This is a genomic window from Paraburkholderia sp. SG-MS1, from assembly GCF_012275575.1.
Lineage (GTDB): Bacteria > Pseudomonadota > Gammaproteobacteria > Burkholderiales > Burkholderiaceae > Paraburkholderia.
Window position 1 is genome coordinate 33,625 of the sequence record NZ_NPIH01000230.1, and the last position, 18,408, is coordinate 52,032.

An 18,408-nucleotide genomic window follows, 5' to 3' on the forward strand; every position below is an offset into this window, starting at 1 on the left:
CTCGGCGTCATTGAGCGTCATCTATCGACAGGCAGGCAACTGCCATCCATCCCTCTCGAATGAAAGAGTCCGATGTGGCTGAAACTTGCATCCTGACCCTCCAGTGTGACGATCGTCCCGGGCTCGTCGCCGCCGTCACCACCTGCCTTGCGTCGCACGGCGGCAATATTGCCGCCGCCGCGCAATTCAACGATCGCGAAGCCGGGCGTTTTTTCATGCGTATGGAGATCGACCTCCCTGGCGGCGAAGCGCTCGATGCGTTCAAGCGGGACTTCGGCAGTCTCGCAAGATCGGCCGACATGCGCTGGAAAATCCGCCACCGCGCGGCGCCGACCAAGGTGCTGTTTCTGGTCAGCAAGCTCGATCATTGCCTCGGCGATCTGCTCTATCGCCGCCGCGTCGGCGAACTGGCGATGGATGTCGTCGGCATCGTCGGCAATCATCCGAGAGAGGCGGTCACGATCTCGCTGAGCAGCGGCATCCCTTACCACCATCTTCCGGTCACGAGCGAAACGAAAGCGGATCAGGAGGCGCGCATACGCGCGATCGTCGAGGAAACTGGCGCGGAACTGGTGGTGCTTGCGCGGTACATGCAGATCCTGTCGGACCGGATGGCCGCCTTTCTGACGGGCCGCTGCATCAACATCCATCACTCGTTTCTGCCCGGCTTCAAGGGCGCGAGGCCTTATCACCAGGCACATACGCGCGGCGTCAAGATGATCGGCGCAACGGCGCACTACGTGAGCGCCGATCTCGACGAAGGACCGATCATTCACCAGGACGTCGAAACGATCTCGCACGTCGACATGCCCGACGATCTGGTGCGCAAGGGCCGCGATATCGAGCGGCGCGTGTTGTCGGAAGCGGTCCGGCTGCATGTCGAAGACCGGGTGCTGCTCTCGGGCGGCAAGACCATCGTGTTCCGCGACTGAGGTGACAGTGCCCAAACTCATCGACGGCAAACGGATTGCGAGCGAGTTGTGCGACCGGGTAGCCGGCGACGCCGATACCTTCCGGCAACAGTACGGCTTGCAGCCCACCCTTGCGGTGGTGCTGGTCGGCGCTGATCCGGCCAGCGAGATTTACGTCAGGCAAAAGGTCATTCAATGCAGGAAGGCCGGGATTCGTTCGACGCAACATCGCTTATCCGAGCTGACGCCCGAAGCGGCTCTGTTCAAACTGATCGGGGCGCTGAACGGCGACCCGACCGTTCACGGCATCCTCGTCCAGTTGCCGCTGCCGGTGCACATCGACGCCGCCAGGGTGCTCGATGCGATCGATCCCGCCAAGGACGTCGACGGCTTTCATCCGGTGAACGTCGGGCGTCTGTCGACGGGTACCGCCGCGCTCGTACCGTGCACGCCGCTTGGCTGCATGCTGCTTCTCGACACCGTCATCGACCCACTGCGCGGCAAGCATGCGGTAGTGATCGGCAAGTCGAATATCGTCGGTAAGCCGGTCGCGCTGCTGTTGCTCGAACGCGAATGCACGGTGACGGTCACTCACATTGCAACGCAGGGACTACCCGGCATCGCGCGCAACGCGGACATCGTGATCGCAGCAGCCGGCGCGCCTCGCCTTGTGCGAGGCGACTGGATCAAACCAGGCGCAGTCGTGATCGATGTCGGGATCACGCGCGTGCCCGGCATCGGCGGCAAGGCTTCGATCGTCGGCGATTGTGCGGCGGATGAGATGGAACATGCGGCGGCCGTCACGCCGGTGCCGGGCGGCGTCGGTCCGATGACGATCGCGTGCCTGCTTGCCAATACTTTGAAGGCGGCGAGGAACTTGCATCATGGATAAATTCGCGTTTGCTTCACACGCGCCAGCGTCCACAACGGTCGTGTCGGCGTCGTGTCAGGTGCTATTGACCGATCTCGAAGTGATGGCCGACATCGGTGCGCTCGACAGCGAAAAAGGCGTGCCGCAGCCGTTGCGGATCGACGTCGCAGTGAGTGTCGTGCCGCCGGCGCGAGACGAACTTGCGCAGACCTTCGACTACTCGCTGATCCGCGACTTCGCGCTAGAACTCGCGAGCGAGCGCACTGTCCTGGTCGAAAGTTTTGCGTTGAAGCTTGCGCACCGGTGTCTCGCGCACGACACAGTGCTGAAGGCCGAGGTGCGCATCGGCAAGCCGTGTGCGATTCCCGGTGCGCTCGCCGGCACTTGCTTGACAGCGAGCAAGTACCCGCCCCCATAACCGGCCAGCGTCGGCGAGAGGCGGTTCAAAGACAACAGAAGAAATGGAGACGATACGTATGGAGACGGTTGAAATGCAGGCCAGGGCCGCGGCACGCTCCAGGTCGACAAGTCGTTGGGCCATCCTCGCGCTGCTGGCGCTCGGCGTGCTGATTTCTTTCGTCGACCGCACAAGCATGTCGTCCGCGCTCGCCGACCGCGGACTGGTCGAAGAATTCGCGCTGTCGAACCTGGATCGCGGCTGGATCAACTCAGCGTTCTTCTGGTCCTACGGCGTCTTCCAGATCCCGATGGGCTGGGCGGCTGACCGTTACGGCGTGAAATGGCCATACGCAATCTGCTTCGCGCTATGGTGCGTTGCGACTGCGGCAATGGGCGCGGTGACGGCGCTCGGTGGTCTGGTAATGGCACGTCTGATCATCGGCATGGCGGAGGCGATCGTCATCCCCGCGAGCTATCGGTGGATCCGGCACAACTTCGACGAGAGCCAGAACGGTCTCGCGGTCGGCATCTTCACGATGGGCAACAAGTTCGGGCCCGCGGTCGGGGCGCCGATCGGCGCGTGGCTCATCGTCAATTACTCATGGAAAGCGATGTTCGTTGCAACCGGCGCGATCGGCGTGCTTTGGCTGATCCCGTGGTTGCTGTGCGTGCGCAACGACCTTCCGTCGAAAGCGGAATTGAGCGCGCAAAAGCGCAGAGGCACGACGGTTTCTCTTCGCAGCATTCTGTCGAGCCCGGTCGTGTGGGGCGGCATGATCGCCAGTTTTTGCTACGGCTACTTCACGTTCTATTGCGCGAGCTGGATGCCCGCGTATCTGGTCGAACAGCGCGGGCTGTCGTTGCGCGAGTCCGGGCTGTTCACGTTCTTCAGCTTCGCCGGCATCGCGATCGTCGCGGCTCTCTCGGGATGGGTCGCCGACGTGATCATTGCGCGCGGACATAACGCGGTCTTTGTGCGCAAGGCATTCGTGATTGCCGGCTTCGTCGGCGGATGCAGCGTTCTGCTCGGCGCTTACGCCGACTCGGTGCAGACGGCGCTCTTCTGGAACGTGTTTTCACTCTCCTCGCTCGGCCTCGCCACAGCGAATGCGCTGGCCTTATCGCGCCTCACATTGATTCCCAAACAGGCGATCGGTCTCGTTACCGGCGTGCAGCAGGTAGCGACGAGTTTCTCGGGCGGAGTCGCCGCGAGTTTGTCCGGCTGGCTGCTGCACGTTGGCGGCAACTACACGCTGCCGATGCTCGTGATCTTCGTTTTTCTCCTGATCGGCGCAGCGGCGACCGCGGTTCTGCTTCGCCCCGAGTGGTCGCCGAAAGTGAGCGTCCTCGATTGACCCTCGCGGCGAGCCGCAGTCCTCTGCCCTTTTCCACTCACTCACGAAAGCACTGAAGCACATGGCGAAAATCACATTTGGCATGGCGGTCCCCCACAGCGGTATGCTCGGCCAAGCGCCGGAAGACTGGCTGAAGAACGGCGAGCGCGACCGTAACAACCCGGAACTGTGGTTTCGCAACCGGACGTGGACCTATCCTGAACTGGAAGCCCATCGCGAGGCCGCCTTCGCACCGTTTCTGACGCTCGAAGAACGCACTGCACGCGCCGCGCGCTGCCGTGCCGCGCTCGACCGCATGGCCGCTGCCTATCGCGTCGCCGACATCGACGTGGCGATCATCCTCGGCAAGGATCAAAAGGAAATCTTCACCGACTCCTCGCCGTCGATCGCCATTTATACCGGCGCAGAGGTTCATAACGGACCGCCGCAGCGCGCGGTCTACGCACCCGACCGGCACGTCACACATCAATGCCATCCGCAACTGGCCGCTTATCTGATCGACGCCTTCAAACGCGAGAAGTTCGATCTGACCGATCTGTTCGCATGGCCGGACAACGTGTGGATGAAACCGCTGCCCAACTATCCCGTGGTCCCGCATGCATACAGCTTCGTCTACCACCAGATCATGGGAGACGAGCCGCCGCCGCACGTGCCCGTCATCATGAATTGCTTCTATCCGCCGACGCAGCCGTCGATGGCGCGCTGCATCGAGTTCGGCCGGGTGCTGCGCGATGCGCTGACGGCCTGGCCCGAGCACATCCGGGTTGGCATCATCGCATCGGGCGGCCTGTCGCACTTCGTCAACGACGAGGAGTTCGACCATCGCATCCTGCAGATGCTCGCCGCTTACGACTACGAAGGCCTCGCCGCCGTCGACGAGCGGTCCTATCAGTCGGGCACATCGGAAATCAAGCTCTATGTAAGCGTGATGAAGGCACTGCAGGATACGGGCGCCGAGATGACGCTGGTCGACTACGTACCTTGCTGGCGCACGCCCGCGGGCACCGGCGAGGGGATGGGCTTCATGTACTGGAACGCCGCGGGTTGATTTTTTTTCGGCGCGGGTGCGAACGCGTTCACTGCATTCTGGTACAACAGTGCGAGTCTCATCGGCTGACATACGCCGTTGGGAGCCGCCTAAAGCAAGGTACCCATCATGAACAGCAATGGCCTGAATCTTCAGGATGTAATCGAGATCTTCGGCATGGAGCGGCATCACGCGGCGGGATGGTATTCCCCGCATTACGGCGATAGCGAGGTCGGCGGGCGTCCGAAGCTATCGTCGATGTATTACCTGTTGGCGGGTGACGAGCCGCTGCTTCTGCACAAGCTCGATGGCATCGAGGTGTGGCACTACTACACCGGAGCACCCGCCGAAATGGTCGTCACCAACGGCGGCCATATGCGCGAAGTCAGCCTGCTCGGCTCGGATCTGCGAGCCAGCCAAAGGCCCCAGCTTGCGGTGCCCGCGCACTTCTGGCACGCCGCCCACAGCCTCGGTGAATGGACGCTGCTCGGCTGCACGATGTCGCCGGGTTACTCGCCGCGCAGTTCTTTCGTCGTCAACACGAGCGACTGAGCGCGCGCGATCACAGTTCGTTCCTGGCGAACCACTCGACAACGAAATCCATCAGCAGTTTGACTCTCACGGGCACCCCGGTGCCCGGCGCGATCGCGACATAAAGCGTTTGCCCGCTCGGGGTCCACGCGGGGAGCGCCGCTTTGAGCTGGCCGTTTGCCAGTACTTCACGCACCAAAGGAACGGGCAGCAGCGCGAGACCAAGGCCGCCGAGGGCTGCGTCGCGCAACGCGAAAAACGTATTGGCGGAAAAGCCCGGAACAGGCTGATAGCGCTCCTCTTTTCCATTCTGCTCGAACTGCCACGTGTGATAGTTGAAATGAACGAGCGCGTGATGGTTCGCGATGTCGGCGGGATGGTTTAGCGGCGACGCCGACTCCAGGTAATCGGGGCTCGCGCACAGGCAATATGGAATGTCCGAAATCTTTCGCGCGAGGATTCGGCTGTCGGGAATGGGGCGGGTATGCAGTGCGATGTCGCAACCCTGTTCGAGGAATCCGTACGCGGTCTGCGCGATGCCGCCCAGTATCAGCCGAGGCCGGATGTCGGGGTGGCGTTTGGCAAATGCGGTAAGCAGCGCGGTGGCGGGCGTATGCAGCCATTTGGGACCGAGCACTGAGATCTCGCCGCGCGCCTCGGCCGCTTCGGACGACACCTGCCTGTCCATTTCATTCACGCGCGTCAGAATCTCATCGCAGAAGTGGAAATAGCGCTGCCCTGCTTCAGTTAATGACAAGGACCGCGTGGTGCGATTCATCAGGCGCACGCCGAGTTCGTCTTCGAGCGTCTGGATCTGACGGCTCACCAGCGTGCGAGAGATCCCAAGATGTTCTGCCGCGGCGCCCAGACTGCGCTGCTTGACCGCTTCGACAAACGCCTGCATCCCGCTCATTCGGTCCAATGTCGTCTCCTGAATACTTGCTGGCTTATCGCGCCGCGAGAACCGCGACCGACGTCCGCGGTCGTTGCGCGCCAGCGCCAACATGATAGCGGCATTGGAGTTGCGCGAATCGGCTCATGGCCAATTGCCTGAACGAACAGACGAGGATACTTCCGCCGCACGGCTTCGTCTTTGCATAAAACGTCGATTCGCTGGCACATTTTCGAGTCCGTCACGTCAGTTGCTCAGTGCGTTGAGCGGCCACGCGTACGCGAATCGATTTGAGCGATTTCCGCAAGCTAAGTGTGCGGCGCACGCGCTTTTTCCTCTCACACCGGCGAAGTAAGATCAGCCCAACCCTTGCGCGAACGCATCAATTCGCTGCCGTGTCTTTGTAAACAAAGACGAATTCTCATCCGACAGAAAAGATCATCCATGACGACTCCACAAGATGACCGGCAGCCACGATTGACGTGCGTCTCTGCCAAAACCGCTTCACTACTCCGCCGTACGACCGAGGGTGCGCGATGAAGGCGCTGCGCCGCTGGTCGATCAACCACGCGCGCGGCCTGAGCAGCGTGTACCGCACCTTCGAACGCCTTGCCCCGCATCTCGCTCCGCTTTCGAAATGGCTCGGCTCGAACACGCTGGAGGCGATCGTGTTGCCGGTCGAACGCGCCGCCAAGCAGGCCTTCTTCAATTGCCAGATGTGCGGGCAATGCGGGCTGTCGGTGACCGGCATGGCGTGCCCGACCGGATGCGCGAAGGGCATGCGTAACGGACCATGCGGCGGAGTTCGCGCGAACGGTCACTGCGAGGTCCAACCCGAGCGTCGCTGCACCTGGGTCGATGCGACCGAAGGCGACGCTCGCATGCTCGCCGGTCACACCGCCACCTGGTCGCAACGCGCCGCGCCACGCGACTATCGGCTGTCCGGCAAGTCGACATGGATGCCGATCATTGCGCCGATGCTGCCGAAGGGACCGCCTCCGCTTCCGGTTGCCGCGCGCGCCGCGTCTTCCTCGCCAGCATCGGCGCCGGCATATGCGAATGAACCGGCCAATCGCTTCGAGACGCTGTGCCGCGAGCGCAGCCGTTTCATCGTCACGGTCGAAATAGCCCCGCCCGACTCGGCAGACCCGCTGTCGCTTCTGAAGCGCGCCGCTGTCTTCCGGGGCCTGGCCGACGCGATCAACATCACTGACGGCGCGGGCGCCAACTGTCATATGTCGAGCACGGCGGCGAGCGCGGTATTGCTGTCGGCCGGCTATATGCCGATCAGCCAGTTCAGTTGCCGGGACCGCAACCGTATCGCGCTGCAAGGCGACGTGCTCGGGGCAGCCGCGCTGGGGATTCGTAACGTGTTGTGCCTGACGGGCGACGACGTCTCTCAAGGCGATCATGCAGGTGCCAAACCGGTTTTCGATCTGGATTCGGTGAACCTGCTCCACACGCTGCGCGGCATGCGCGAGCGTGGCGAATACGCGTCGGGCCGCAAGCTCGAACACGCGCCACGGCTTTTTCTCGGTGCGAGCGCCAATCCATTCGTGCCGCCTTTCGCCGAGCGCATCGGCAATCTGCAACGCAAGGTGGACGCCGGTGCGCAATTCATCCAGACGCAATTCTGCTTCGATCTGGATCTGCTCGAGCAGTTCATGCACGAGGTGCGAGCGCGCGAGCTGCACAAGCGCGCGGCGATCATCGTCGGGGTCGGCGTGCTGTCGACAGCCAAAGCATTGCGATGGATGGCCGACCATGTGCCCGGGGTCAACGTACCCGCTTCGGTGACCGAGCGCATTGGCGCGGCTAGCGATCAGCGTCTCGAAGGCAAGCGCTTCTGTATCGAGACGATTCGACGTATTCGCGACATTGAAGGCGTCGCAGGTGTCCATCTGATGGGTTACAAAAACGAGGAGGTGCTCGCCGAGATCATCGTCGAGTCGGGCTTGTGCGCCCCGATTCGAGAGCCCGCGCCGGTGGCGTGAGTTCATTTGACACCGCCGTTCATACGCGCGCAAACGACATAGACCGGCCTTAGGCCGGCACAGAAGCTCAAACGACCAGCTTCGATATAAAAACACTGGAGACAAATGAAAGCGACTCTTCTCGCGATAGCGTCCGTCGTCTCGGCGTGCGTCTGTCAGAGCGCTCAGGCGCAAACGTCGGTCACCCTTTACGGCGTCATCGATAACGGCATTGAATATCAAAACGGCGGCTCAGGCGGCGTGGTGCGCGCGTCGTCGGGCGGCATGTTCGCGACCGTCTATGGACTCCTCGGTCATGAAGACATTGGTGGTGGCGTCCACGTCAACTTTCAGTTGGAACAGGGCTTCTCCGCTGTGAACGGCGCGGCGCAAGTCGCCGGCTACGCGTTCAATCGCCTCGCATGGGTCGGCATGTCGGGCGGCTTCGGCGAATTTCGGATCGGTCGGCAGAAGAAGCCGCAGTATCTGTTTATCGACGGCGAACTCGATCCGCTCGCGGGCAAATCGATCGCTTCATCGTTCAGCGATCTCTCGGACGTCAGCGTGCGCTCGAACAATGCAATCGCCTATTTCACGCCGGCCTATCGCGGGCTTACCGTGCAGTTCATGGTCGGCATGCGCGACGCGACCACCAGGCCTTCCAACGGTCTGCAGTTCTATAACGCGGTGTTCAAATACATCAACGGACCCTGGCATCTTGCGGCAGGTTACGAGCAACAGGACAATGCGGCGGGCACGTCGACGCAGAAGGTATTCACGGTCGCGACGTCGTTGCGGTTGAGCGCTGCGCGTTTCTATCTCGTCTACCACACGGAAACGCAGTCCGACCATAGCCAGAACGTCGCGATGTACACGGCGTCGGCCTCGTATCTGTTCAATCCGGCCAATGAAATCGCGGTGATGTACGGCTATTTGCATGACCGTACCGGCAACGGCAATAACGCGCAGCAGATCGGCCTCGCCTATTCGTATTTCCTGTCGAAGCGTTCGAGCATTTATGTGGCGGCCGGTCTGGTCGACAACCGCAATCAGGCCGACTTCACGCTGAACGGCGCGCAATATTCCGGGGTTCCGGTCACGCCTGGTGCGACCGCTCGCGGCATCATCATCGGGATGACGCAGAAGTTTTAAGGGGGTGCGTTTCGGCGTTTCGACGCCTCCTGCGACGGAGGCAAGCCAACCGGCTTCGGGGCGGGCTGCAATGACATGCACACAGACGCCACCAGGCTATCAGTTTCTGTACGAAGGCGCGGTCAAAGGCGATTTCAATGAACGGGCTCGATGCCGAATTGCCGACCATGCTGCGCTCGACCGCGATTCTCGCGTGTGTGTTGCCGCTCACGCCGCAAACCACCGGGCTGCTGAACGGCGGGACGCCCGCTTGCCGCTGGTGATTGATGCCCAAGACGACAAGCAGGACTGCGTGGATTGGTGGCGGTACTTTCAGCAGCAGGTTGAAGCAATCGTCGCGGTAGCCGATCCGATGGCACGCAACCGTCGCATCAATGCCGCCTAGGCAACCTTATGGCTGGATGATCGGCGCTTCCAATGGGCGGGGCTCGCGGCCTTTGCCTCGAATGAAGACACTGAGGCCACGCGCAATTGCGGTGACGAAACGTTGAAGTTTTTCGACTGGGCGCTCACGAACGGTCAACAGGCTGCAGAAAAGCTGGACTACGTTACACTGCCTGCGGCTGTCCTCGATGAAGTCCGCACGCAATTGCGCAGCAGGATGAAAAGCTCGTCGGGCAAGGCCATTACTACGCAGTGACCTGCGAAGAGAGCACAGACGCACGGCCATCGAACTACATGATGGCTTTTTGCGGCCAATCGTTGTCCGGAGCAAATCCGCGCGGTGGCCTTTAGATTCAATTTTCTGCGGACAACCCGGAACTAGCGAAGGCGCACCGAGCCAACTGGTCGCACGCAATGTCACGTTCCTTAGAAGTCGCCATGGACCGGTCACACGAGGCTTCTTGCGCGATCCCACGGCGGCGCCAACTTCTGATCGATATAGCGCATGCCCCACTCGATTCCATCGCGCACCGCTTCCTCTTGCGTCAGCCATTCCGGCTGAACCGTTTCAGGGCGAAATTCCTTCACCGTATCTCCCGCACGGCGCACGCCCACCTTCGCTAGCCACGCGCCGTAGCCGTTCTGATCGGGCTGCACCTCAATCTCGTAGCCTCGATGACAAACTATCTGTGTTTTCATCAGTTGCCCATGGACCTGTTCAGGTTACGGCGTCGTTCCGCAGAACGAACTCGGTGCGCACGTCTTCGACGATGCGCCGGATCTCGTCGGCAAAGTCGGTGCCGTCCTTGTTGAGCGGCAACCTATCCCAGTTCCTGCCCGCGGCATCGGGCGGATGCCGCTCGGGCGTTGGTATGTGCACGTGCAAATGCGTCCGGCACGTCCGCGCTTACTATTGCCACGCGACCTTGCGTTTCGTCACGGATCCGCTCGGCGGAGCAGACGGTCTTCTCCGCCATGGGCGTCTTCATCGCGACGGGCTGCGTGGCTTTATGTTCGAGCGCACACAGCCGGCCCTCAAGCCGGCATGGGCGGAATGTTTGCGCGGCATATTTGCACCATGCGCGCGTTCGAGTGCTCGATGGCGCCGCCGCAGATTCGGCAACCGTAGATCCATTCCGCGTCGCGCGCACGATAAGCTTCCTCTCCATCGCCCCCGGTCTGGCAAGCGCTCCCGCGTCGAAGGCGCCTCGAGTGCAGAGCGCCGGAAGCAGACGCTCTGCACCGTTTCGGGCCGAATCCCCGTCTCGGCAAAACGTAAGGCCGCTTTGATGGCGCTACTCACCCGGCGGCCGTAGTGGTGCCGCTCAGGTTCTCGAGCGCCTTTCTCAGGCGTTCCTCCTGTTCGTTCGTCAGCGACGTCCTGAGTATCTTCGCATTAAAGGGCTTCAGCTCCGGCAGAACCTTGTCGAAATTCACGCGGCGAACGAGGACAAATAGCGCGGACGAACCTGCCTCGATCGCTTCGCTCATCGAACGCATGAAATCGTCGTCGATCCCATAGTCTGAAAGTGCGCCCGACAGCGCGCCCGTGCCGGCGCCGACGGCCACACCTGCCGCCAGCCCAACCAGCGGATTGAGCATCAGCAGGCCAACCAGCGCACCAAACAGGACACCCCAGGTCGCGCCGCTGAGCGCGCCGAACTTGACGAGATCGACGGCTTGCTTGAGGTGTATCTTGCCCTTCTTGTCCCGGACCACCACGCAGGCGTCTTCGAGGTCGATCAGATGCTCCTTTTGCATTTGCTGGAGCTTGTTCAATACCTGGTCAGCCACTTCTTCGCCCTTAAAACTTGCAACGACTAGGTCACTCATGGATTCCTCCTATCTATCTTAGGACCCCCAACTTGCCGCGCAACATCAAATCGACGCGCCGGCTTGTCTGGGGTCGCTCGGCTTTGGGGCGATACCGCGTAGGCGACATCGCCGTCAACACCTCGATTGTCACGCGTGCACTGGCTCCTTTGCCGCCTCGCCTGCTGCTCGAGCGTCGGGCGGCTGCTTCTGCACATGGACGGCATTCATACTCGCATCGTAGGTCATGAGAACCTGGTCGCCCGCGCGAACGTCGCCTCGAAGGAGAGCGTCGGCGAGTTCCGATTCCACGTCCAGCCGGATCTTGCGCTTCAACATCCGCGCACCGAACTCGGGGTCATAGCCGACCGCGGCGAGGTGGTCGCGCAACGAATCGTCGAACGTCAGCTCGAGGTTCTGTGCTGCAGCCGTGCGCTGCACGCGCGCGAGTTGCAGATCGACGATACGGCGGATCTGTTCCTTGCCAAGCGAGCGGAACACGACTACTTCATCGACGCGGTTCAGGAACTCCGGCCTGAAGTGATGCCGCAGGATTTCCATCAGCCGGCCGCGCAACGCGGGATAGTCGAGTTGTTTGGAGTCGGCCTTCATGTTGTCCTGAATCATCTGCGAGCCAATATTGCTGGTGGCGATGATGACGGTGTTGGTAAAGTCCACGAGCCGGCCCTTGCCGTCGGTCAAGCGTCCTTCATCGAACAGCTGCAGCAGGATGTTGTGGACTTCCGCATGCGCCTTCTCGATCTCGTCGAGCAGCACGACGCTATACGGGCGACGCCGCACGCGTTCGGTCAGCTGGCCGCCTTCCTCGTAGCCGACATAACCCGGAGGCGCGCCGACGAGGCGTGCCACGGTATGGCGTTCTGAGTATTCACTCATGTCGATGCGCACGAGCGCGTTCTCGTCGCCGAACACGGCGGCGGCCAGCGCCTTGGCGAGTTCGGTCTTTCCCACGCCGGTCGGCCCGAGGAAGAGGAACGCGGCGATCGGCTTGCCAGCCTCCGTCAGTCCCGCGCGCGAAAGGCGTACCGCCTTCGCCACGACGTTCACCGCTTCGTCCTGGCCAACGACGCGTTCCCTCAACCGGTCTTCCAGACGCAGCAGCTTCTCGCGGTCTTCGGCCGTGAGTTCGGAGACGGGCACACCGGTTAGCGACGACACGATCTGGGCGATGTCTTCCGCGGTGACTTCCTGCGAAATGGTGCCGCGCTCCTTCTTCCAGGCTTCGGTCGATTCTTTCAACCGCGCTTCCTCGGCCCTGATTTTTTCCTCGAGCTCCTTCGCCTTGTCAAACTGCTTGCTGGCGCTCGCCGAATCCTGCTCCTGACGCAAGCGACGAATAGCGGCTTCAATGTCGTGCAAGGTCTGCGGCCGCGAGTTCGACGAAATGCGCACGCGGGCCGCGGCCTGGTCGAGCAGATCGATCGCCTTGTCCGGCAGGAAGCGGGCGGCAATGTAGCGATCCGACAATTTTGCCGCGGCCGTGATCGCCTCTTCGGTGATCTTCACCTTGTGATGCGCTTCAAGCCGGTCACGCAGGCCGCGCAGGATGTCGATCGTGTCCTCGACGCTCGGCTCGGGCACCGTCACCGGCTGGAACCGGCGCTCGAGCGCCGAATCCCTCTCGATGTACTTCTGGTATTCGTTGAGCGTGGTCGCGCCGATCAGATGCAGTTCGCCGCGCGCGAGTGCCGGCTTGAACACGTTGCCAATATCGAGGCCGCCTTCGCCGCCCCCCTGGCCTGCCCCGACGATCGTATGAAGCTCGTCGATGAAAATGATCAGCCGGTCCTGGTTCGCCACGATCTCGTCGAGCACCTGCTTGACGCGCTCCTCGAATTCGCCGCGATATTTCGCCCCAGCGACGACGCTGTTGATATTCAGTTCGACCACACGCTTGCCGCGCAGCACTTCGGGAATCTGATCCTGCACGATTCGTTGCGCGAGGCCTTCGACGATCGCTGTCTTGCCGACCCCCGGTTCGCCGATCAGCACCGGGTTGTTCTTGCGCCGCCGTGCGAGCACTTCGATGGTGGTTTCGATTTCCTTGTCGCGTCCGATCACCGGATCGAGCTTGCCGCGCCGTGCCAGTTCGCTGAGATCGCGCGCATATTTATCGAGCGTGGGCGTGGTGGACCGACCTTCGACGCTGCCCCCTTCCGCGCCCTGCCCGACTACTTTCACCGTCTTTTGGCGCAGTGCCTGCGACGTCAGCCCGAGCTTGCGCAGCAACTCGCCCGCGAAGCCGTCTTCTTCCTCGACGAGGCCAATCAGGATGTGTTCCGGACCGACATAGCTATGATCGAGTTCGCGCGAAGCAACGAGGGCGTTTTCGAGTGCGCTTTTCGCACGCGGCGATACGCCGATCTGGCGGCCCTCGTCGTTTTCACTGCTGCGTGTGCCGCGCGGCGCATCCTGTTCGACGGAGCGTTTGATTTCGGCTGCATCGAGCTTGAACTCGCGCAGGATTTCCTCAACGACATTGTTGTCCGCCAGCGCGAGCAGCAGATGTTCAGTGTCCACTTCGTTCTTGCCGAACTCGGCCGCTTTCTGTGCGGCGGCCTGCAGGCGATCGAGCCCGCTCTCGCTCAGAAACGTCTGCAGATCGACGGCTTCGCGCGCGCGCCGGCGCCGGCGCGGACGGGCGTTACCGCTGCCCGCTTCGTCGGCTGAGCCCGCCGTGCCGGCCGAACCGGGCGCGGCCGTGCGGCCCGTCACGGAGCGGCCGGGCCGCTGCCAGTCCGTCTCGCTGCTTTCGAAGGGTGACCACGCTTCGTCGAACAGGCGGTCGAAGAGCCCCCCGTGAAAAAGCGATTCAAGCGGCGACAGACTGCGCTGGTGACGTGCCATGAACTCCATGTGATGCTCGTCACACAGCATCAACTGCCGGCGCTGGCCATTTTCGGTGATCGTAATCTGCGTAGTCGCCGGTTTGCCGCAAACACTGCACTTGGCCATGATGTTCCTCTTCGGGTTCTGGCCGCCCACTGCGCACCGCGATGCGGGCGGCTGTCGATTCCTGGGTAACTGCCGAACGGGTGCGGGCTCGCGGAAAAACCGCGAGGTCCGCGTCGCCGACCTCACTTGATCTCGATCTGCTTCGTGCTTTGCTGAACCTGCTGCGCCTTGGGCATGCGCACCGTCAGCACGCCGTTCTCGAAGCGCGCCTCGGCGCGATCGGGATCGACGCCGGCTGGCAGCGGAATCGCCCGCTGAAATTGCCCGAACGCGCGTTCTACCCGGTAACAGCCTTTTTCTTCCTCTTTGGACTCGATCTGCTTGTTGCCGCTCAGCAGGAGCATGTTCTCGACTATTTCGAGTTTCACCTCGTCGCGGCTCAGGCCGGGCAGCTCGGCAACGATACGCAGCGCGTCGCCGTCGTCGACCACGTCGAGGCGCGGCTGGAACCGGCTAGGGCTGAAATCGCCGAACCACTGTTCCAGCGGGCCGAGGCCACCGAACGGATCGCGGACCAGGTCAGTGAACAGTCGGAAAGGATCGGCCAGCGGCCAGCGCGCCGGGTCGGCGCCCCATAACGACGGCAATGCGGCGGCGCCTGAATGCGACGCATCGGCTGTTCGCGGGGAGCCCTGCTGCTGTGGCTGCTGTGGCACGCCGGACGAAGCCTGCCGCTGTTTCTCATCGGCGGAGTGACGTAGAAACCTGAACGGGTTCCACTTGTCGAGATCGAGTGACATGACTAACTCCTTTCATGAAATGAGTTGCACGAGGGGCGCCCGTCGGCCCGTCGCGGAGCCCGCCCCGGGAATGAAGCCGAGCGCTGGCAGCAATGCGCCGGTGAAATGGCATGCGCTCGAATCGCCCAGACGAGCGCGGTCGCGTCGGCCCCGGACCAGGCGAGCACCAGCACGCTGAACACCAGGGAAAAGATGCCGCTCAGGTACAGCGGCCAGGTGCCTCGAGCATGACCGCAGCCGGGAGGCGGTGATAAATTCGAATACGCCCGTCGCGATGGCATGGACGCCCGTAACGAGGACCAGCACGAGAGCCGTCATCGCCGGCACGAAGATCGGGATCACACCAGCGGCGAGGCTACCCAGTCCCGGCAGCAGCGACGCCGACCAGCCCCCTGTGTATCACGGCGATGACGGGCAGCCCCACTGATCGCTCCAACGCCACCAACGATGCATACGAGGCATATAACGCAGCCTGAAAGGTGAGTGTCAGATCGGGCGGAGTCGGCGCCGACACGCCGAAGATGGAACCGGCCGGGCGGCGCACCGCCAGCATCAGCATCCACCACGCGTGTCCGCGCAGATAGTGCGTCGTGGGCCTCGCGAAGCAATGAACCGATGCCCATTCAGCGCGTATCGCGCCGCTGACGAGCCATTGAAGCAATGTATTTCCACAGTACGCGCCGAAAGCCGACGCTTCTTTCTCATTCCTGCGAAGATGTGTCGGATTTCTGCGCTCTTAGGGTGTCATTCGCTGGCGCAGCGTGCGCGTCATGGGCAGCAAGGCGGAACACGCGCGGTGTCACGCCCGTGTAGCGATGAAATACCTCGGTGAAGTGCTGCTGGGTCCGGAAACCTGTGCGGGCCGCGACCTCGATCAGCGGCAATCTGCTCGAAGACAGCATCGTTTTGGCAAGCGTTACGCGCTCGGCGGTGAGATGAAAATGAGGCGAGGAGCCGGTCGCTTTCTTGAAGGCGCGTGCAAAATGCGAGGGGCTCATATGCACCCGCGCGGCGAGCTGTTCAACCTGAATGTTTTCGGCAATGTGCTCGCTGATGAACGCGCTGATCAGCACCAATTTGTGCTGGCTGAGCGGCGTGTCACCAGCGCGCGCGTGAACATCGCGGCTGTAATGATATGAGACATGAACGGCGATGGCATCGGTGAAAGCATCGAGACAGCCGGCCTCCACGACGGCTGTTTGAGCGAGCGACATCAACGTGCTCGCGGCCTCGCGCAGAAACGGATCCCACGCCTGAATCCACAGTGCCAATTCGCGGCTCGATGAGCCGAAAACCTGACGTGACCTGGTTTCGAGTATGTGCGAGTCGAGCGCGACGACGAGCCCTTCGGGATCGTCATCGGCGGCAGTCAGCTTTGCGTCGAGCGGAACCAGGCCGATACACGGCGCCCGAATCCTGACATGACGTCGCGTGCCGGCATTGTTCCGTCCACTTGCTTCCACAGCTGTCTTGTCGGCCGGGACGAGCAGGCAGACATCCGCATGGGTTCCGCCGCGCAGGCCGGCATAGCCTGTCGTGGGCGGGAAGTGACGCAATCGCTGATGGGGCGCTGCCAAATTGGCGTGTTCCATATTGCGCAATCGTCGGGCTGCAGTGCATGAACCTGCTGCTTGAAGCTTAGTACATCTTCGCGCACATCAAACGCACGTGGCATCAGAAGCGGAAAATAGTTCGAGCTCTGTTATCAATAGGTACATACCGCGTTTTCTGCGTGGGCGGCTGTCCGCAAGAACCCACGCAAACGCGAAAAGACCGTAGCATATGCATGACATGGATCATTGAACGACCTGTGCACGGCGCATCTGCAGTCCATACACGCGCTGTGCATTCGCGGCGCAGCGGCGGCCAGGGAGGGAAATCGTGGAACGAAAGAAAAGCTCGCTGCGCAGGGATCTCAATGCATTGCGTCTGCAGTGGGACATGCTCAGCTTTTATGAACGCTTCGAGCAGCTTGTCGCCCATGTGTTGAGCGTGGTGATTTCCGTCATCATCCTCGTGTCGCTCTGGCAATTGATTCGTGCGGTGATTTCATTGCTGGTGTCCGATGCGCTTAATCCGCTGGATCACGCGGTGTTTCAGACGATCTTCGGCATGGTCATGACGCTGCTAATCGCGATGGAGTTCAAGCATTCGATTACGCGCGTGATGGCGCGGCGTGATCACATCGTACAGGTCAAAACCGTGCTTCTCGTTGCGCTGCTCGCCATTGCCCGAAAATTTATCATTCTGGATCTGACCAGCACGCCCGCTCAGATCGCGGCCCTTGCGCTTGCATTGGTGGCCTTGGGGTGCGTCTACTGGCTGATGCGACAGCGCGATGATCCGGTCGACGCGACGGCGGCCGCGCGAGTGGAGGACGATCGCATAGCGCACGCGCAGCAACGGGATTCGGTACGGTCCGGTGAAGGCAGGCAGCGCGACAATTAAGCCGACTGCAGATGGACGTGACGAGACGGCGGAAGCCAACTTCCCTGAAGCGCTCAAGAATCAACTCGACGATCCCGTCGCCGAATATCGTCGCGCAGACGCGGGACATGGACCTTTTTGTGGCTTCGTCTGTTACGCAGGCAGAAGTCCGGCTGCTCGATAAGTGTCGATCAAGGTATCGAAGAGCTTGATGTCGGCGCGACCGCGCGCCATCAGTTGTGCGCCCGAGACGGCGGCGAAGATTGCGCGAGCGCGGGTCCGGGCGTCTTTCGCGCCGACGATTTCCGCCGCGACGAGCATCTTCGCGAGCCATGCCACGTTGACATCGACGAAGGCCAGCACTTCGGTCTTCACGACGTCGGGAAGATCGTCGTATTCGGCGGTCATGAAGCTCGCGAGGCACATACGGTTGTCGTTCTCCAGCGACGCGCGGAACGTTGCCGGGTACTTGCGCAGACAGGTGAGTGCATTCGGTGTTTTTGTCGATATCGCCTCCAGCGCGCCTGCCGCATCTTCCCAGTAACGCCTGGCGACGGCGGCGGCGAGATCGGCTTTGCTCGGAAAATGATGGTAAAGGCTCGCGGCCTTGATACCGACCTCCTCGGCGAGCGCGCGAAGGTTCAATCCGCCGTAGCCGTGCGCCTGCGCGATCTTTGTCGCGGCAGCCAGGATTCTGTCACTGGAATTGATGCTCGTACTTGCCTGGTTTGCCACGAGTCTTCCCTCGATGAAGATGAGCAGCCTCGAACGTCATCGAGGCTGATTAGTTGCGCGCTTCCCCAGAACGGCGGTGAAATCGCTGAGCACCTGATTGTAATGCGTGTGCGCTTTCACGGCTGTGCTCGCCGCGTTAATAAATCCACACGGTTCGAATGGTGTTGACGACGTCGGGCAGACTGCGTATCGTGCATCCTAACAAGCGTTAGGTAGCTAGTGC

Annotated in this window: 20 protein-coding genes; 12 read left to right on the top strand and 8 right to left on the bottom strand. The window is 61.8% G+C overall.

Going from position 1 to position 18,408, the window contains the following annotated elements:
• Positions 1-74: 74 nt before the first annotated feature.
• The 6 genes from purU to CIC12_RS21395 all read left to right on the top strand — a co-directional run bounded on the left by purU (position 75) and on the right by CIC12_RS21395 (position 5,115).
• Complete coding sequence (gene purU, locus CIC12_RS21370; RefSeq protein WP_168666722.1) at positions 75-932, top strand: formyltetrahydrofolate deformylase; 858 nt, start codon at positions 75-77, stop codon at positions 930-932.
• 1 nt (position 933) lies between these two features.
• On the top strand, positions 934-1,803 hold the full coding sequence (locus tag CIC12_RS21375; protein ID WP_342030554.1) for a bifunctional 5,10-methylenetetrahydrofolate dehydrogenase/5,10-methenyltetrahydrofolate cyclohydrolase: 870 nt from the start codon (positions 934-936) through the stop codon (positions 1,801-1,803).
• A complete protein-coding gene (locus CIC12_RS21380; protein WP_168666726.1) occupies positions 1,796-2,200 on the top strand; it encodes a dihydroneopterin aldolase in 405 nt (134 codons plus the stop codon). Before CIC12_RS21375 ends, CIC12_RS21380 begins: the two co-directional genes overlap by 8 nt.
• Before the next feature lie 58 nt (positions 2,201-2,258).
• A complete protein-coding gene (locus CIC12_RS21385; protein ID WP_238812775.1) occupies positions 2,259-3,536 on the top strand; it encodes an MFS transporter in 1,278 nt (425 codons plus the stop codon).
• 61 nt (positions 3,537-3,597) lie between these two features.
• On the top strand, positions 3,598-4,584 hold the full coding sequence (locus CIC12_RS21390) for a DODA-type extradiol aromatic ring-opening family dioxygenase (RefSeq protein ID WP_168666727.1): 987 nt from the start codon (positions 3,598-3,600) through the stop codon (positions 4,582-4,584).
• 108 nt (positions 4,585-4,692) lie between these two features.
• Positions 4,693-5,115: a cupin domain-containing protein gene (locus CIC12_RS21395; RefSeq protein ID WP_168666729.1), complete on the top strand. Its 423-nt coding sequence runs from the start codon at positions 4,693-4,695 to the stop codon at positions 5,113-5,115.
• Positions 5,116-5,125: 10 nt separating this feature from the next.
• Here CIC12_RS21395 and CIC12_RS21400 read toward each other — a convergent pair whose 3' ends face one another.
• Positions 5,126-6,007, bottom strand: a complete 882-nt coding sequence (locus CIC12_RS21400; RefSeq protein ID WP_238812784.1) for a LysR family transcriptional regulator — start codon at positions 6,005-6,007, stop codon at positions 5,126-5,128.
• A gap of 515 nt (positions 6,008-6,522) precedes the next feature.
• Between CIC12_RS21400 and CIC12_RS21405 the strand changes: the two genes are divergently transcribed.
• From CIC12_RS21405 to CIC12_RS21420, 5 genes are all read left to right on the top strand, one after another.
• Positions 6,523-7,980 carry a methylenetetrahydrofolate reductase C-terminal domain-containing protein gene (locus tag CIC12_RS21405; RefSeq protein WP_168666733.1) on the top strand — a complete coding sequence of 486 codons (1,458 nt, stop codon included), beginning with the start codon at positions 6,523-6,525 and terminating at the stop codon, positions 7,978-7,980.
• Between the two features lie 105 nt (positions 7,981-8,085).
• On the top strand, positions 8,086-9,111 hold the full coding sequence (locus CIC12_RS21410; RefSeq protein WP_168666735.1) for a porin: 1,026 nt from the start codon (positions 8,086-8,088) through the stop codon (positions 9,109-9,111).
• Between the two features lie 137 nt (positions 9,112-9,248).
• The gene (locus CIC12_RS33660; RefSeq protein WP_274597563.1) at positions 9,249-9,374 is read left to right on the top strand and encodes a hypothetical protein; all 126 of its coding nucleotides are present in this window, start codon (positions 9,249-9,251) and stop codon (positions 9,372-9,374) included.
• Positions 9,362-9,496: a hypothetical protein gene (locus tag CIC12_RS33665; RefSeq protein ID WP_274597564.1), complete on the top strand. Its 135-nt coding sequence runs from the start codon at positions 9,362-9,364 to the stop codon at positions 9,494-9,496. Before CIC12_RS33660 ends, CIC12_RS33665 begins: the two co-directional genes overlap by 13 nt.
• A gap of 102 nt (positions 9,497-9,598) precedes the next feature.
• Complete coding sequence (locus tag CIC12_RS21420) at positions 9,599-9,751, top strand: hypothetical protein (protein ID WP_168666674.1); 153 nt, start codon at positions 9,599-9,601, stop codon at positions 9,749-9,751.
• 191 nt (positions 9,752-9,942) lie between these two features.
• Here the strand turns inward: CIC12_RS21420 and CIC12_RS21425 are convergent, their stop codons facing one another.
• The 6 genes from CIC12_RS21425 to CIC12_RS21455 all read right to left on the bottom strand — a co-directional run bounded on the left by CIC12_RS21425 (position 9,943) and on the right by CIC12_RS21455 (position 16,615).
• Positions 9,943-10,194 (bottom strand): DUF6566 family protein, encoded by a 252-nt coding sequence (locus CIC12_RS21425; protein WP_168666737.1) that lies wholly within the window; start codon positions 10,192-10,194, stop codon positions 9,943-9,945.
• A gap of 600 nt (positions 10,195-10,794) precedes the next feature.
• The gene (locus CIC12_RS21435; protein ID WP_168666739.1) at positions 10,795-11,328 is read right to left on the bottom strand and encodes a DUF1269 domain-containing protein; all 534 of its coding nucleotides are present in this window, start codon (positions 11,326-11,328) and stop codon (positions 10,795-10,797) included.
• Between the two features lie 129 nt (positions 11,329-11,457).
• Positions 11,458-14,283: an ATP-dependent Clp protease ATP-binding subunit gene (locus tag CIC12_RS21440; protein ID WP_168666741.1), complete on the bottom strand. Its 2,826-nt coding sequence runs from the start codon at positions 14,281-14,283 to the stop codon at positions 11,458-11,460.
• A gap of 122 nt (positions 14,284-14,405) precedes the next feature.
• Positions 14,406-15,023, bottom strand: coding sequence for an Hsp20/alpha crystallin family protein (locus CIC12_RS21445; protein WP_168666743.1), 618 nt, complete (start codon positions 15,021-15,023; stop codon positions 14,406-14,408).
• Positions 15,024-15,035: 12 nt separating this feature from the next.
• On the bottom strand, positions 15,036-15,398 hold the full coding sequence (locus tag CIC12_RS33895; RefSeq protein ID WP_446728027.1) for a DUF308 domain-containing protein: 363 nt from the start codon (positions 15,396-15,398) through the stop codon (positions 15,036-15,038).
• Between the two features lie 326 nt (positions 15,399-15,724).
• Entirely contained in the window at positions 15,725-16,615 is an 891-nt protein-coding gene (locus CIC12_RS21455; RefSeq protein WP_168666747.1) for a helix-turn-helix domain-containing protein, read from the bottom strand.
• 289 nt (positions 16,616-16,904) lie between these two features.
• On the opposite strand from CIC12_RS21455, the gene CIC12_RS21460 reads away from it, so the two are divergent.
• Entirely contained in the window at positions 16,905-17,471 is a 567-nt protein-coding gene (locus CIC12_RS21460) for a phosphate-starvation-inducible PsiE family protein (protein WP_446728026.1), read from the top strand.
• Between the two features lie 132 nt (positions 17,472-17,603).
• Here CIC12_RS21460 and CIC12_RS21465 read toward each other — a convergent pair whose 3' ends face one another.
• Positions 17,604-18,185, bottom strand: coding sequence for a TetR family transcriptional regulator (locus CIC12_RS21465; protein ID WP_168666749.1), 582 nt, complete (start codon positions 18,183-18,185; stop codon positions 17,604-17,606).
• Positions 18,186-18,408: the final 223 nt, after the last annotated feature.

Bases quoted from the DNA above. Each gene is read 5' to 3' on its own strand.
- CIC12_RS21380 (WP_168666726.1), top strand. From the start codon at position 1,796: ATGGATAAATTCGCGTTTGCTTCACACGCGCCAGCGTCCACAACGGTC.
- CIC12_RS21385 (WP_238812775.1), top strand. From the start codon at position 2,259: ATGGAGACGGTTGAAATGCAGGCCAGGGCCGCGGCACGCTCCAGGTCG.
- CIC12_RS21390 (WP_168666727.1), top strand. From the start codon at position 3,598: ATGGCGAAAATCACATTTGGCATGGCGGTCCCCCACAGCGGTATGCTC.
- CIC12_RS21395 (WP_168666729.1), top strand. From the start codon at position 4,693: ATGAACAGCAATGGCCTGAATCTTCAGGATGTAATCGAGATCTTCGGC.
- CIC12_RS21400 (WP_238812784.1), bottom strand. From the start codon at position 6,007: ATGAGCGGGATGCAGGCGTTTGTCGAAGCGGTCAAGCAGCGCAGTCTG.
- CIC12_RS21405 (WP_168666733.1), top strand. From the start codon at position 6,523: ATGAAGGCGCTGCGCCGCTGGTCGATCAACCACGCGCGCGGCCTGAGC.
- CIC12_RS21410 (WP_168666735.1), top strand. From the start codon at position 8,086: ATGAAAGCGACTCTTCTCGCGATAGCGTCCGTCGTCTCGGCGTGCGTC.
- CIC12_RS33660 (WP_274597563.1), top strand. From the start codon at position 9,249: ATGAACGGGCTCGATGCCGAATTGCCGACCATGCTGCGCTCGACCGCG.
- CIC12_RS21425 (WP_168666737.1), bottom strand. From the start codon at position 10,194: ATGAAAACACAGATAGTTTGTCATCGAGGCTACGAGATTGAGGTGCAG.
- CIC12_RS21435 (WP_168666739.1), bottom strand. From the start codon at position 11,328: ATGAGTGACCTAGTCGTTGCAAGTTTTAAGGGCGAAGAAGTGGCTGAC.
- CIC12_RS21440 (WP_168666741.1), bottom strand. From the start codon at position 14,283: ATGGCCAAGTGCAGTGTTTGCGGCAAACCGGCGACTACGCAGATTACG.
- CIC12_RS21445 (WP_168666743.1), bottom strand. From the start codon at position 15,023: ATGTCACTCGATCTCGACAAGTGGAACCCGTTCAGGTTTCTACGTCAC.
- CIC12_RS21455 (WP_168666747.1), bottom strand. From the start codon at position 16,615: ATGGAACACGCCAATTTGGCAGCGCCCCATCAGCGATTGCGTCACTTC.